The organism is Prevotella koreensis, assembly GCF_003977605.1.
GTDB classification, from domain to species: domain Bacteria; phylum Bacteroidota; class Bacteroidia; order Bacteroidales; family Bacteroidaceae; genus Prevotella; species Prevotella koreensis.
On the sequence record NZ_RYYU01000001.1, the window covers coordinates 2,082,539 to 2,095,923 of the forward strand.

11 protein-coding genes and 2 rRNA genes (1 of these 13 cut by a window edge) are annotated in these 13,385 nt (G+C 41.9%); 10 read left to right on the top strand and 3 right to left on the bottom strand.

Annotated features, from left to right (window positions below; all coding sequences use genetic code 11):
* The 5 genes from EHV08_RS08800 to EHV08_RS08820 all read left to right on the top strand — a co-directional run.
* Nucleotides 1–252, top strand: a 23S ribosomal RNA gene (locus EHV08_RS08800); it begins 2,654 nt to the left of the window's first position.
* Between the two features lie 227 nt (nucleotides 253–479).
* A 5S ribosomal RNA gene (rrf, locus tag EHV08_RS08805) occupies nucleotides 480–592 on the top strand.
* Between the two features lie 162 nt (nucleotides 593–754).
* A complete protein-coding gene (locus EHV08_RS08810; protein ID WP_126678945.1) occupies nucleotides 755–1,360 on the top strand; it encodes a hypothetical protein in 606 nt (201 codons plus the stop codon).
* Between the two features lie 12 nt (nucleotides 1,361–1,372).
* Nucleotides 1,373–1,927: a cob(I)yrinic acid a,c-diamide adenosyltransferase gene (locus tag EHV08_RS08815; RefSeq protein WP_126678946.1), complete on the top strand. Its 555-nt coding sequence runs from the start codon at nucleotides 1,373–1,375 to the stop codon at nucleotides 1,925–1,927.
* 192 nt (nucleotides 1,928–2,119) lie between these two features.
* Complete coding sequence (locus EHV08_RS08820; protein WP_125234900.1) at nucleotides 2,120–2,341, top strand: DUF2795 domain-containing protein; 222 nt, start codon at nucleotides 2,120–2,122, stop codon at nucleotides 2,339–2,341.
* 214 nt (nucleotides 2,342–2,555) lie between these two features.
* Here the strand turns inward: EHV08_RS08820 and EHV08_RS08825 are convergent, their stop codons facing one another.
* Entirely contained in the window at nucleotides 2,556–4,625 is a 2,070-nt protein-coding gene (locus EHV08_RS08825; RefSeq protein ID WP_126678947.1) for an outer membrane beta-barrel family protein, read from the bottom strand.
* 153 nt (nucleotides 4,626–4,778) lie between these two features.
* On the opposite strand from EHV08_RS08825, the gene EHV08_RS08830 reads away from it, so the two are divergent.
* From EHV08_RS08830 to EHV08_RS08850, 5 genes are all read left to right on the top strand, one after another.
* Nucleotides 4,779–6,335 (top strand): sensor histidine kinase, encoded by a 1,557-nt coding sequence (locus EHV08_RS08830; RefSeq protein WP_238988053.1) that lies wholly within the window; start codon nucleotides 4,779–4,781, stop codon nucleotides 6,333–6,335.
* Nucleotides 6,328–7,023 (top strand): response regulator transcription factor, encoded by a 696-nt coding sequence (locus tag EHV08_RS08835; protein WP_126679474.1) that lies wholly within the window; start codon nucleotides 6,328–6,330, stop codon nucleotides 7,021–7,023. Before EHV08_RS08830 ends, EHV08_RS08835 begins: the two co-directional genes overlap by 8 nt.
* A gap of 483 nt (nucleotides 7,024–7,506) precedes the next feature.
* Complete coding sequence (locus EHV08_RS08840) at nucleotides 7,507–8,331, top strand: LytR/AlgR family response regulator transcription factor (protein ID WP_158676072.1); 825 nt, start codon at nucleotides 7,507–7,509, stop codon at nucleotides 8,329–8,331.
* A gap of 112 nt (nucleotides 8,332–8,443) precedes the next feature.
* On the top strand, nucleotides 8,444–10,531 hold the full coding sequence (locus tag EHV08_RS08845; RefSeq protein ID WP_126678950.1) for a TonB-dependent receptor: 2,088 nt from the start codon (nucleotides 8,444–8,446) through the stop codon (nucleotides 10,529–10,531).
* Nucleotides 10,512–11,084, top strand: coding sequence for a hypothetical protein (locus tag EHV08_RS08850; protein ID WP_126678951.1), 573 nt, complete (start codon nucleotides 10,512–10,514; stop codon nucleotides 11,082–11,084). The genes EHV08_RS08845 and EHV08_RS08850 overlap by 20 nt, the downstream gene beginning before the upstream one ends.
* Before the next feature lie 311 nt (nucleotides 11,085–11,395).
* Here EHV08_RS08850 and cbiB read toward each other — a convergent pair whose 3' ends face one another.
* Nucleotides 11,396–12,337: an adenosylcobinamide-phosphate synthase CbiB gene (gene cbiB / locus EHV08_RS08855; protein ID WP_126678952.1), complete on the bottom strand. Its 942-nt coding sequence runs from the start codon at nucleotides 12,335–12,337 to the stop codon at nucleotides 11,396–11,398.
* Nucleotides 12,322–13,326: an aminotransferase class I/II-fold pyridoxal phosphate-dependent enzyme gene (locus EHV08_RS08860; protein ID WP_126678953.1), complete on the bottom strand. Its 1,005-nt coding sequence runs from the start codon at nucleotides 13,324–13,326 to the stop codon at nucleotides 12,322–12,324. The genes cbiB and EHV08_RS08860 overlap by 16 nt, the downstream gene beginning before the upstream one ends.
* Nucleotides 13,327–13,385: the final 59 nt, after the last annotated feature.

Here is a 13,385-nt window from a genome sequence, read left to right on the forward strand (position 1 = left end):
AGTCTTGAGTGGATCTGGCACTAGTACGAGAGGACCGTGCTGGACAGACCTCCGGTCTGCCGGTTGTGGCGCCAGCCGCACCGCCGGGTATCCGCGTCTGGAACGGATAAGCGCTGAAAGCATCTAAGTGCGAAGCCGTCCGCGAGATTAGGACTCCCTGAGGGTCGTCATAGACGATGACGTTGATAGGAGGCAGGTGTAAAGGCGGTGACGCCAAAGCCGAGCCTTACTAATTGCCCGAGACTTTCGTTTCGTATTAGAGTTTTATTTTCAGGTGTGTGATTAATATTTATATGTTATTATATATATAATTAATATATTTATTATTCTCACAAACAGTCAAAAATTGTGATAATAACTATCATTTAGTCTTGCTTGTGCCCATTTGTCGTTATACGTCGCGGCTTTGTAAATAAGAATTGATGAAATATTGATGTTTCATCAGACAGATTTCAAGGTTCGTGTTCGCAACGAAATGTTTAGGCGGCTATTGCTGCGGGGTTCCACCTCTTCCCATTCCGAACAGAGAAGTTAAGCCCGCCTGCGCCGATGGTACTGCAATGCAATGCGGGAGAGTAGGTCGCCGCCCTCTTTATTTTGAAGTGTCCCTTTGACCGTAGATGGTCGGAGGGACACTTTGCTGTTTTGGCGCAGAAGTAAGATTTTGAGGAGATAGAGAAGAAAATATCTTAAAAACCCATTGATATTTACAAAAAAAGTTGTAAGTTTGCCAAAGGAATAATTGTCGTGAGAGATGCATAGTATAAGGAGAGCACTTGTATGGCTACGCCGTAGTAGGCACAGTCGAGGATTCGGTGTGCAGTCGCCTTGGGCTTACAGGTTCATTCGCTATGTTATTAATGAGCATTATCCTTACTATTCGTATGATGATTTTAAAATCAGATGGGGGAACACGTGTCGGAAAGAAAGGAAACTATGCAGACTATATTTCCGCATATCAAACTATTTGCAATCCCCTTTTGCAGTTGATTACTCAGAGAGTTGTGATATATTTTCCGACCATGTGAATACAGGATGCAGCAATACAGCAGTTTACAATATCCCATTACATTCCACCCCGAATGATATGGACTGCATATTGTCTAAATATAAAACCATACCGTTATTCCGTCTATCTTTGGAAGCTGACTATAAAACGATGTTTGCGAAAGCACTTCTCAAGACAGATATGCAGTCGGTTTTTATTGTGGAAGGCATCAATAGAAATGCAGAAACAAAGAGGTTCTGGAAGGAAATCGTAACATCAAAGCGATACCCCACGACGTTTGATTTGTATTATTGCGGTATAATATTTTTCAACAAAAAGCGTTATAAAGAAAACTATATAGTTAACTTTTAAATATTTTATACAATGGCTATAACAAGAGTTTATACAAAGACCGGAGATAATGGCACCACAAGTCTGGTAGGAGGTGTGAAAGTGAGCAAAACCAATCCACGTATTGAGGCATACGGAACAGTAGATGAACTCAGTGCTAATCTCGGAATGCTTGCGTCTTGGATGAAAGACGGTGAAGACAAAGACCTTATAATCCGCACACAGCGTAATCTTTTCACGGTATGTTCATATCTCGCTACCGACAAGACCAAGACTCCGCTTGCCCCATCATACACGATGTCTGAAGAAGAAACAATACTTTTGGAGAAGCAAATAGATGAGATTAATGCCAGCATTCCACCCCAAACATCATTCATTTTGCCGGGTGGCGGACATGAGGCAGCTCTTGCTCATGTATGTCGCACCGTATGTCGCAGGGCAGAGCGCAGAATATTCTTTCTCGGTGAGACAACCGAACTTGATAAAGAAGTGACCCACTACATTAATCGTCTTTCCGATTATCTCTTCGTTCTTGCGCGAAAACTCAACTTCGTGGAAGGTGTAAGAGATAAAGTCTGGAAGAAATAACAGGGATAAACATGACCTTCTGAGTAAGAAAGAACACTTGGAAGAGCATGTTTCATAGTTTTCTGCGTCAAATAATGAGATAATCGGATATATTACGAAAATTATCTATGATTTATTTTGTTTTATCTTTGATTTCTATTACTTTTGCGCATCGAAAACATAGAATAATAATTTGTAAAAACTTTAAGGTTTATGTATTGGACACTGGAACTTGCTTCAAAACTCGAAGATGCACCCTGGCCGGCAACTAAAGACGAGTTGATAGATTACGCAATTCGCTCTGGCGCGCCTCTTGAAGTGCTTGAGAATCTTCAGGAAATTGAAGACGAAGGCGATGTTTACGAAAGTATTGATGACATTTGGCCTGATTATCCCACGAAAGAGGACTTTCTCTTCAACGAGGACGAGTATTAAGCAATTAAAAAGATTGAGAAAGATTAATCTACTTGATAAGTAGGAGTTTACAATCAATCTGCCCATCAAAGCAGACAACAACAATATAATGTTTGTGAAACCATTTTCGACACCTACTTAACAGCAATTAGATCTTACGTAAAAAATAAAGTGAGCCCCGTAAGTTATATAAAATACTTTCGGGGTTCATTTTGTTTTTCTCACAATATTATTATCAGAATCTTGCCTTATCTACATCATTGTATTTCTTTTCTTTATATCCACCGAACTTATAAGTGAACGACAAACCAAATTCACGGTAACAAGAAAAACCCATTCTTAGATTTTGTCCCATAAAGTCTATGCGCGGATTTATTTTGGAAGTCGCGAAAATATCATTGCAATAAAATTTGAGAACTGCTTTCTTCTTCATGAACTGCCAACGTGCACGGACATCAATGTTACCTGATGTGGGCAAATCATATATCGTTTGAATACCTTTAGAGCGAATCATTCCGTCTAAAGAAATTGCTATATCAGGTCTGTCAGACAAAGTAATAGTACTATTGATACCTGCCATACCAAAAATAATGTTACGGTCAAAAGATATATCATGGAAACTGCTTGCTTTTTCTCTTTGCCACACTCCGATGAGTGTCAGTCTTGTGTCCAACCAATTGCCGGCCTTAAATGGCAATACCGCCTGTGTACCAATTTGCTGACGGAAGTCAAAATTTCTATATTGATAACTGATAGTCAAATGGTCATGCCGTTGATATGGCGATTGCGTGAAATAATCATCGGCATGATTTAACCATGCCACAAACTGATATTTACTATTCAGTACATAAACCAACTGAAGCCTGTAATCTTTCATTGGGCGCAGTTTAGGATTCCCTGTAATTTCGTTGTAGCCACCATTAGTGTAAGTCACAAAATTTGTCATTGTCCAATAATTTGGATAGTTACGATCGCTACTTATCCCTAACTGAAACACATGTCCCTTCTTTGGCAGATAAGTAATATTGAGTGTCGGGTAAACATTCCACCTGCTCCAATTTGAACTGTGGTAATATTCTGTTGCAATGGAAGCACCCATAATAAGTTTTTTACTGAAATTTTTGTCAAATCCCAAGTATATATTCATTACATCCTCTTTCTGTCGCGTATATGAAGAGGCGGGATTATATCCCGTTGTAGTGTTCAATGAAGTATATCCCTGTTTGCTGTGATTAATGCTCGAAGTATATATTGCACCGTAATTAATTCCCCAATTATTCCATAAGGTGTGCTCCTGTGACAGAAAAAACTTCCAGCGGTTCACCCTTTGTTTGTTCTCTACATGATAATTTAGTGTCCCTGTGGGCAACTTGCTATTCAAACTTTGTTTTTCCGGATGATGATAATACGTCATTTCCGCCCCGGTCTTTAGTCCGAAATCTGTCTGGTAGTCCAATCTGAGATTATGCAACCATGTTTCATACCTTATATTCATACTACCGAGAATATTACCAAGTATAAACTGATTCGCATTATTCTTGCCATATTCTCCGTTATATACAATACTCAGACGATGTTTGTCTGAAAAGAGATAATCCATTCCTATACGGTAATCATGTCCATAAAAATTCTTATTGCTTATTTCTTTTGTGGCGATGTCATGCACACTCCCATCATCAAGTCTATGATGACTAAATTCTTCCGTTCTGCTGTAATTTTTCCCATATGAGTGAAGATACATGAAATCCATTGAAAGGTTACCACGGTTATAAAGTAAGTTCATGCGTTCTCCGAATCTGGCCGAATGTTCTTGATTCCATGCAAGGTTAATTTCTCCTTGTAACGGATGTCCGTTTTCCGTCTTATGTTTCAATACAATATTTATCAATGCTCCCCTTATCTGCATCTTGGCGGGCGCGTTATACATTATCTCTGCTTTCTCTATCTGATTTGCAGGTAGCCTTTTCAGCAGTGAAGTCATTTCCTCAGTACTCATTGTGGTCACCTTCCCGTCTAAAATTATAGTTGTTGTACCTGTTCCACCCAAACACAGTCTTTCGTCCATTTCCACAACTCCGGGCAACTGCTTCACTGCATCATAGATGTTGTCAAGTCCTTTATTCTCTATCAGACGTGGTAAATCATAACTGATTGTGCTCCCATTAACCTTGGCTATGGGACGTTCACCTTTTACATACACTTCAGGAAGATTATGAAGTACACTGTCCATTCGCAGACTATCCTTATTTTGAGCCTTGATACTAACCACCAAAACAGATAAAATTATTAAAAAATAATGCTTCATAAGTATAAATTAAAATATTTCGTGCAAAATTAGTTGCTTTATAAAGTTACTCAAAAAAGTTTCGCTTATACAGTCTTAATAATAGTGTTATTTAGTCTTATCATATTTTGCGAGTTCATACGAAAAAACTATCTTTGTAGCATGAAGTTGAAAATGAAACATATAGCACTACTCGTCATTTCTGCACTGATGGGTATCTTTGCCTATCAGACCTATTGGCTCGTAGGTCTCTACCGACAAGAAAAGGCGCAAATGGATAATGACATCAGAGAGGCAATCCGCGTGAGTGACTATAAAGAAATCATGCAAAGGGTAAAGTTGCTTCGTGAAAACGATAATGGTGCGCATGGACATATTCAAGTTGCAAGTGGAATAACAAGTACTTATAATGGAAAGGAAATAAATAAAGACGGAGGACTTGCAACTGTTAGCCGTACAAGAATTCATTACAAAGACTCGTTGCAGGCGAGGGAACAGAATCATCTTAGAACCGAAGTCATGAAGAAGAAGGCTTTGACCCTCAGTTATGATAAGAAAAAGGATACCGGAAAACTAATGGCTGATTCAAGTGATGAGTCATCACAAGGAAATGATGCAGTAAATATGCTGGCAAATTGGGAAAGTTTATTGGAACTTGGTGTTGTTATTCAGCGTAGCATCCATTCAGGTGTTGATGCGATTTCCACTCCCGACTTGCAGTATTTTGATAAAGCACTTACAGCCCATCTTGACAGTATTGGTATCAATACGCCACACCAATTACTATATCTTTTCAATGGCACAGGTCGAGGTTCAAAACCGTTTACCGATACACTAAAGGTTATTGGCAATGAGATTGCAGGCGATACTGTTGTATATAACTATCAAACCAATTTGGTTACAAGGACCACATATCGGTTAATCTTGTCGAATACCACCTTGTTGGTAGTAAAGCAGATGAGAGGAATACTCGCTACGTCATTTATAATAATACTGATACTTGCCTTTGTCTTTTGGTATCTCTTACATACAATACAGAAACAAAAGACATTGGATGAGATGAAAAGCGATTTCACTAACAATATGACGCATGAACTGAAAACACCCATTGCTGTTGCGTATTCCGTCAATGACGCATTGCTCAACTTCGATGTAACGGAAGATAAAGAAAAAGCAAAAAAGTATTTAAGGATAGGCCAGAAACAACTAAGAAGACTGAGTGATTTGGTTGAGCAAATCTTATCCATGAGCATGGAAAGAAGAAATACAATGAAAATAAATATCGAGGAATGCCACTTGAATTCCATCGTTGCCACATTAGTTGACGAGCAGAAACTAAAGACAAATAAACCTGTAACGATATATACTGATATTGATGAAACTCTTATGCTAAATACGGATAGAGCACATCTCTCCAATATTATCACAAACATATTGGACAATGCCGTTAAATATTCAAGAGGGAAGCCGGAGATAAAGATAGTGGCAAGACAGCATAATGATGATATTGAAATAATCATTGCAGACAATGGCATTGGCATTGCCTCGGACAAAATAAAACGCATCTTTGACAAGTTCTACCGTGTGCCGCATGGTAATATCCACGAGGTTAAAGGCTATGGGTTAGGTCTGTATTATGTGAAAAGTATGATAGGAAAACTTAACGGAGAAGTGGCCGTAGAGAGCGAATCGGGTAATGGAACAACTTTTAAACTCATATTTCATGGATAAGATAAAAGTTCTTTTGGTAGAAGATGAATCCACTCTTGCGATGATTATCAAAGACACGCTGGAAGTGCAGAACTTTACCATACGCATCGCGGAGAATGGGGAAGAGGGGCTGTTGTCATTCTGGAAAGAAAAACCTGACATAGTTGTAACCGATGTTATGATGCCAAAGATTGATGGTTTTGAGATGATTCGCAGGATTCGTAAGACCGACAAACAAGTCCCGGTACTTTTCCTCACGGCGCGGTCTGCGATCAATGATGTCGTTGAGGGATTTGAAATTGGTGCCGACGATTATCTTAAAAAGCCATTTGGCATGCAGGAATTGATTGTTCGTATACGTGCATTGGTTGGCAGAGCTGCTCAATACAGCAAAGCATCATGTCGTGAAATGGTAGAGGAATACAAGTTTGGAAAATATACGCTTAATGTTGTAAAACAAGAACTTACTATCGATAATAAGATAAAAACTCTTTCTCATCGAGAGACAGAAATATTAAGAATGCTCATAGAAGAACGAAATAATGTTGTGAAAACAACAGACATCCTTCTTGAACTCTGGGGCGATGACAGTTTCTTCAATTCAAGAAGTCTGCAGGTGTTTATAACAAAACTAAGGCATAAACTATCTCAAGATGAAAACATTAAGATTATAAATATCAGGGCTATAGGGTATAAGTTGATTATATAAAGAATCGAAATGCCGGCATATCACACTTATATTTTTTATCTTAGAAATATTTTAGTTACACCAATATATTGAGATTAAGTTTTGTTATATTTTACACGTTTTTGATACGAATAAATGTCGAATAAATGTCGGCATTTACACGCTTTTGGCACGAAGGAGGTGACTCCAGAGAAGTTTCTGCGGTATAATAGTATGCTTATCGAAACATATATTATGAGTTTAAAATGCCTTTATTGAAACTAATCGTTGTGGTTTGTTAAGCACTACTCATACGTCAGTTTGGGAGTTTTTAAAGAATGATGTTTTCTGTCTCTTAAATTTTATGTTTAAATAGTACGAGTTTGCATGTCATGATGGATGATGAGGGAATTATGATCCCAATTTCGATTTTCGACAAACGAGAATTTAAGCGAAATGATACGGAGGAGAGTACGGGCTTTCAAAAAAATATTTGTACCTTTGCACTCACAAAAGTATAGAGTTATGCCATTTCTTACACGAAAATATCCGTTTAGGCAAAGGAAGCACAGGTTGAGAGACAGCATTGTCTATGGTATTCTCGTCTGGGCTATACTCTATTTGTTGCAGCCTTTTGGATTCAACATGTATAATGGAAATAAATGTTTGGTTGCTGCATTATTCGGGCTTGTTACATCTTCTTGCTATGCTCTGTACGGATGGGTAATATTAGGACATTTACCCCAACGAATAAAAACTTGGCGCATTTGGCATTATGGGTGTACCGTACTCGGACTGATACTTTTCATTGCCGTCTGCAACTTCCTTCTGTTCTCTTTTATTTTTCATTATCCTATCACCTTTAAGATCTTCCTTCTGTTCTTATATTGGACAGTGATTATTGGGGTCATCATGACCGTTATGTCTATCGGTATAGAGTATAACCAGAGCCTGAAAGACAGGATTGAGGCTCTACAGATTAATACTACTGAGGAACAGAAGGACATAGTTATAACCATACGCAATACTAATGTCCGAGGAAACGACCTCTGCATCCCCATCAATAATCTGCTTTATATTGAGGCGCGAAAGAACAATATTTCTGTCTGCTATCTGAAAGAGGGCAAACCGACAAGCATAGAGATTCACACAACACTTACTGCCGTGATTGAGGAAATGAAAGCTTACGAGAATATCTTTCAATGCCACCGCTCGTTTGTAGTTAATGTGAACAATATCACTTCTGCGCGAGGTAACTCCAATGGCTATCAACTGACACTCGGAACATGCACGAATAGCATACCCGTATCTCGCTCGTATGTGGCTCGACTAAGATCTTTTATTGCTTAGTCATTCGTACGCAAACATAGTCATTCGCCATTTTATTTAGTTTCCCGGCATTACTTTTAACTGTCTGTCATTGATATTTGGAGGTTTCTGTTTCTTGCCATATCTTTACGGCATGAAACATCGAATTGCACATATCGTTTTATTCCTATTAGTAGTCTGTGACTTGACAGCACAGACCACCATTTCGGGCATTGTTACCGATGGGCGCGAACCGCTCGCTGGTGCCAACATATTTATAATAGGTACAATTGACGGATGTCTCACCGACTCCCTTGGACGATTCTCGTTTACAACCTCGCAAACGGGTGAAGCAACTCTAAAAGCCACTTTTATTGGCTATGAGGACTATATGCAGACTGCCAACATCAATCTATTCCACAATCTCACTATACGAATGAACGAGCAGACTATCACTATCAATGAAGTAGTCGTAACGGCCAGTTCCTTCTGTTTCGGCAAGAGAGAGAACTTTAAGACGATGGATGCCCTTGATGTGGTGATGGCAGGAAATTCGTGTGGTGACATCGTAGCGGCATTGCAAACACTACCTGGTACACAGATGGTTGGCGAGAACGGAAAACTCTATGTGCGTGGTGGCGAAAGTGATGAGTGTCAAACGTTCGTCAATGGAATGCACGTCCTCGTGCCTTACAGTACCAATACGAAGAACTCTGCCGTTCGTGGACGCTTCTCGCCGTTCCTGTTCAAAGGCATTAATTTTTCGTTGGGTGGTTATAGCGGTGAATATGGGCAGGCACTTTCGGCCGTGCTCCCTATGGAAACCACAGATGCGGCTACAAGTGACAAATTCGGGGTGAGCGCATCTTTAGTTGACTGGAATGTAGGTGGCACTAAGGCATATAATAATAGCAGTCTGTCGTTCAATGCCGCACTGACCAGCATGGGACTGTATGACCGGTTGTTCACCCAACGGCATGATTTTACGCGTCCTTATCGTAAGTTGTCAGGCGAGGCACAATATAAAAAGGAATTCAACATTTCAAGTGTGTTGAAATCGTATGTCGGCTATGACTTAACATCTGTAGGACTGCATCTTGACAATCGTAACCACATTCCCGAACAAAACTCGCCTGGCCGTAGCCTCTCCCTCAAAGAGCATAACATCTATGCAAACATCACACATAGAGCGATGATGGGTCATGGCTATACTTTTTTTACAGGAATTGCCAATTCTTCTGTGTTTACCGATATTGATGATGCGCGGAGAACCGGAGATGATCATTATCACAATTTCAGAAACGAAGTTCACCTAAAAGCCGAACTCCACAAGGTGTGTTCCGACGTATTGAAACTGTCGGCAGGTGTTGAAGACTATATCCGTAACAGTACGATGAAATTCGATGCCTACCATTATCAACTCGATTATAATATACTCGCTGCCCACGTCGATGCCCAATGGCGCATCATTCCACGAGTATTCTTCAATCTATCCGTAAGAAGCGAGTTAATGAAATCCGACTGGTTGCTGATGCCGCGAGCAACGCTGAGTTATATTCCCGGTAAGCATTTGCAGTTCTCTTTGGTGGCAGGTCGCTATAGTCAGAGTGCAACCGATGACTATTTGGCACAAAGTAGAAGCACATTTGCTCAAAGCACAGCCGACCACATAATCATCTCAATGCAATACAAAGCAAAATCTACTCTCCTCCGCCTTGAACCTTATTGGAAAAAATACCGCCATTTGCCGTTGTTGGAAAAAGGACTTTATGAACCTCATGGATATGGCACAAGTCGAGGTGTGGATCTCTTCGTAGAAGACCATTCGTTCGTCAAGAATCTTACGACCACACTTTCCTATTCATTCAACTGCTCCGAACGTCTATATCTTGACTTTACTGAGATGCGGACACCCGACTTTGCTTCACGTCACAATCTGCGCTTAACAGCCAAATACGCTATTGGTAAAGCAATCATCGGACTGGCAGAATCATACGCAAGCGGACGACGTTTTCCTATTGGCACCACGCCACATTACAACAGTGTGGACGTGAATCTTACCTATTTGTTAAGTCCCAAGGTTATCATCTATTCTTCGCTGAATAACATCTTCGGTCGCACCAACATCTTTCGTTATGATGCTGTCGGAACTCCTGTTACAGCCTCTCGCGACCGTTTCCTATTTATCGGTATTTTTGTTTCACTTAAAAATAACAAAGCATATGACATTTCCAATTTTTAACTACCGTTTATTGGTTATCGCACTTCTTATGGTGGCATCAGTAAGTATCCATGCTCAGCAACCCATACCAACAGATGCGCGAGCCCATAACCTTTCCATGCAGGCTCTTATTGACCAATCGTTATCAAAACTCCAGAATGCTACTCCGGAGGATTTTCTCAACTGTATTGCAGAAATGAAACGCATTGATGCAATGTTTCCTGACAGCATTCAGCCTAAGTATCAGATTGCCTTGCAAAGTCTCAATTTCTCAGTGATGAATCCCCACGCCCCACAGACAGAGAATCTTCTGGCAGAAACGGAACAGACCATTACAAATATGAAGCAGATGATAGTCGGCCGGAGCAACGAAAGTCTTTCAGACATTTGTACCCTTTCCGGCTTCCTCTACATGGTGCGTATCGTACAGAATCCTGCCCGGAACGGACAGCGTTATTACATTGATGTGATGCAGAACTTCGAGAAAGCCCTAAAGTTAAATCCTAACAACCAATTGGCTAAGAGACTGCAAAAGAAATTCTTTGATGGGATGAAACAGCAAACGGAAAGATGACATATTAAACCCCAATCGGTCGTTAGAACGCATTTGCTTAGATTTGCTCTTTCTGTATGCTTCCTTACTGCTTTAGTCCGCTTGCCGACATCTGCGCAGCCGTTACAACTCGCCATAGCCCGCTACGCATTCGATGAAACGGCAGAACATGTGCCTGGCAATCGAACATAATCAGTCAAAGACTCTACTGACCTATTGGGGTTTAAAATTCTGAAATGAGATTAACTTATCTGCTCTGCATTTCATGGCATTGTGAACTTTTCAAAACATGGGTTACTCCAATACGCCTTTTCTTATAACTTTAATCTGCGTTATAATATCCACCGCACAACCATCATTGCGATAGCAACTGTCACCACCATTGAAATTTCGGCACGCAGATTCACGGCAATGGCGCGGCGCATGTCGGCAGATGTTATGGTGCGTTCGTTTTCTCCGATGTACGGTTTCTCAATGGTTTCGCCGAAATATGTGTGGGTGCCTCCGAAGCGGCAGTGCAATATGCCGGCCAAGGCGGCCTCCGGCCAACCGCTGTTGGGACTGGCATGCTGCGAACCATAGCGACACACGAAACGCCACAGGCGCGGTTTGCCGGCAACGATAATCATGAGCATCGCCGTGAGTCGCGCAGGAATATAGTTTGCCACGTCGTCGATGCGTGCCGCCACGGTGCCGAACAGCCGATACCGCTCCGTGCGATAGCCAATCATTGAGTCGAGTGTGTTGATCATCTTGTATGTCATCATTCCCGGCACTCCAAGCAGGAGAAGCCAGAACAGTGGGGCAATCACACCATCGCTGAGGTTCTCGGCAAGTGTTTCAAGGGCGGCTTTGCGCACTTCCTGATCGCTCAGTTCTGAAGTGTCGCGTCCCACTATTCGCCCCACCTGTCGTCGTCCATCGTCGAGAGAACGGTCGGCGGCATCGAAAACCATTCTCACCTCCTTGCTCAGTGTCGTTCCGGCAAGGCAGTAGAAAATGAGTATCGCTGAGAAAATCATCACAGACAGCGGTCGTGCGAATGACAAAAGTCCCAACAGGTGGATAATTCCTGCCGTGATGCAAAATGTGAGCACTATGAGCGTTAAGGTCAGAACGCCTCCCTTGACACGGCGATGCCCGTCCTTGTTTAGCCACCGTTCTCCCGCAGCAATCGTCTTTCCGAAAAGCACAATGGGGTGGGGCAACCATGTCGGGTCGCCTAACAGTTTGTCGGCCAACCAACCTACGATTAACGTTATTGATGAATACATTTCCTAAGTGCTTTTACGAGTTGTACGTTCGACTCATGTTCCTGTGCCGCGATGCGCAAATAATGCTCATCGAGCGAATGGAAATTGTTGGCATTGCGCACCAGAACCCCTTCCTCTGCAAGTCGTTCTTTCAGTTCAGTGGAACACGGTCTGTCGAGCCTTACGAGGAAAAACGTGGTGTCGGAAGCCAAAGCCTCGATACTCTTGATGCTGTTTATCTCGTTTTGCAACCACCTGCATTCCTCTATGTATGGCCTGATGTCGAGCGTACCGGCGTTTCTGCACAACCACACACCGGCCTCCACGGCAAGCGCATTCACCGACCACGGCTGTTTCTTACCCTCCAGCATGCTTATTATATGTCGTGCCGCAGTGACGAAACCCAGTCTCAATCCCGGTATTGCAAACCGCTTTGTCATCGAGTGAATCAGTATTATATTACCGGCTTCAACGGCTTCTGCCGCCGATACCGTCTCGCCTGTCGTGGAATGTTCATACGACTGGTCTATGACAATCAGTATGTTTCTGTGAGAGCGGGCAAAATCAAGCAACGACTCTTTTTCGGTAAGCCGTCCCGTGGGGTTGTTCGGATTGCACAGCCAAAGCATTGAAGCAGCACCGCAGCATTCTTCTATCGTGGCTATTCGTTGCAGTTTATGCCCATTGATGTGGCATGCGTCTGCATATTCGCTGAAGGTAGGCTCCACGATGGCCGATGTCGCACCACTGTATGCGGCAGCAGCGAGATATATCGCCTCTGTCGCGCCGTTGGTGGGCAACACCTCCTCGCTGCCTATTCCCAGTTTTCCGGCTATGTCCTGTGCAAGTTGTTCTGCTGCAGGTTGCGGATAGTGGTCTATCAGTGAGATGCACTGTTGCAAATGATTGAGCAGCCCCTGCGGTTGCAGAGCCGTTATCACGTTTGAACTGAAGTCGTGCTTTATCGTTCCGCCGTATGCGAAACTATCGTCGCCATGTCCTCTTATCATGCCACAAAAGTACTGCTTTTTTCCCAATCGCGAAACATTTCCATTTTAAAACCGGCATT

Coding starts and splice junctions, on each gene's coding strand:
- EHV08_RS08810 (WP_126678945.1), top strand. CDS start 755: ATGCATAGTATAAGGAGAGCACTTGTATGGCTACGCCGTAGTAGGCAC.
- EHV08_RS08815 (WP_126678946.1), top strand. CDS start 1,373: ATGGCTATAACAAGAGTTTATACAAAGACCGGAGATAATGGCACCACA.
- EHV08_RS08820 (WP_125234900.1), top strand. CDS start 2,120: ATGTATTGGACACTGGAACTTGCTTCAAAACTCGAAGATGCACCCTGG.
- EHV08_RS08825 (WP_126678947.1), bottom strand. CDS start 4,625: ATGAAGCATTATTTTTTAATAATTTTATCTGTTTTGGTGGTTAGTATC.
- EHV08_RS08830 (WP_238988053.1), top strand. CDS start 4,779: ATGAAACATATAGCACTACTCGTCATTTCTGCACTGATGGGTATCTTT.
- EHV08_RS08835 (WP_126679474.1), top strand. CDS start 6,328: ATGGATAAGATAAAAGTTCTTTTGGTAGAAGATGAATCCACTCTTGCG.
- EHV08_RS08840 (WP_158676072.1), top strand. CDS start 7,507: ATGCCATTTCTTACACGAAAATATCCGTTTAGGCAAAGGAAGCACAGG.
- EHV08_RS08845 (WP_126678950.1), top strand. CDS start 8,444: ATGAAACATCGAATTGCACATATCGTTTTATTCCTATTAGTAGTCTGT.
- EHV08_RS08850 (WP_126678951.1), top strand. CDS start 10,512: ATGACATTTCCAATTTTTAACTACCGTTTATTGGTTATCGCACTTCTT.
- cbiB (WP_126678952.1), bottom strand. CDS start 12,337: ATGTATTCATCAATAACGTTAATCGTAGGTTGGTTGGCCGACAAACTG.
- EHV08_RS08860 (WP_126678953.1), bottom strand. CDS start 13,326: ATGATAAGAGGACATGGCGACGATAGTTTCGCATACGGCGGAACGATA.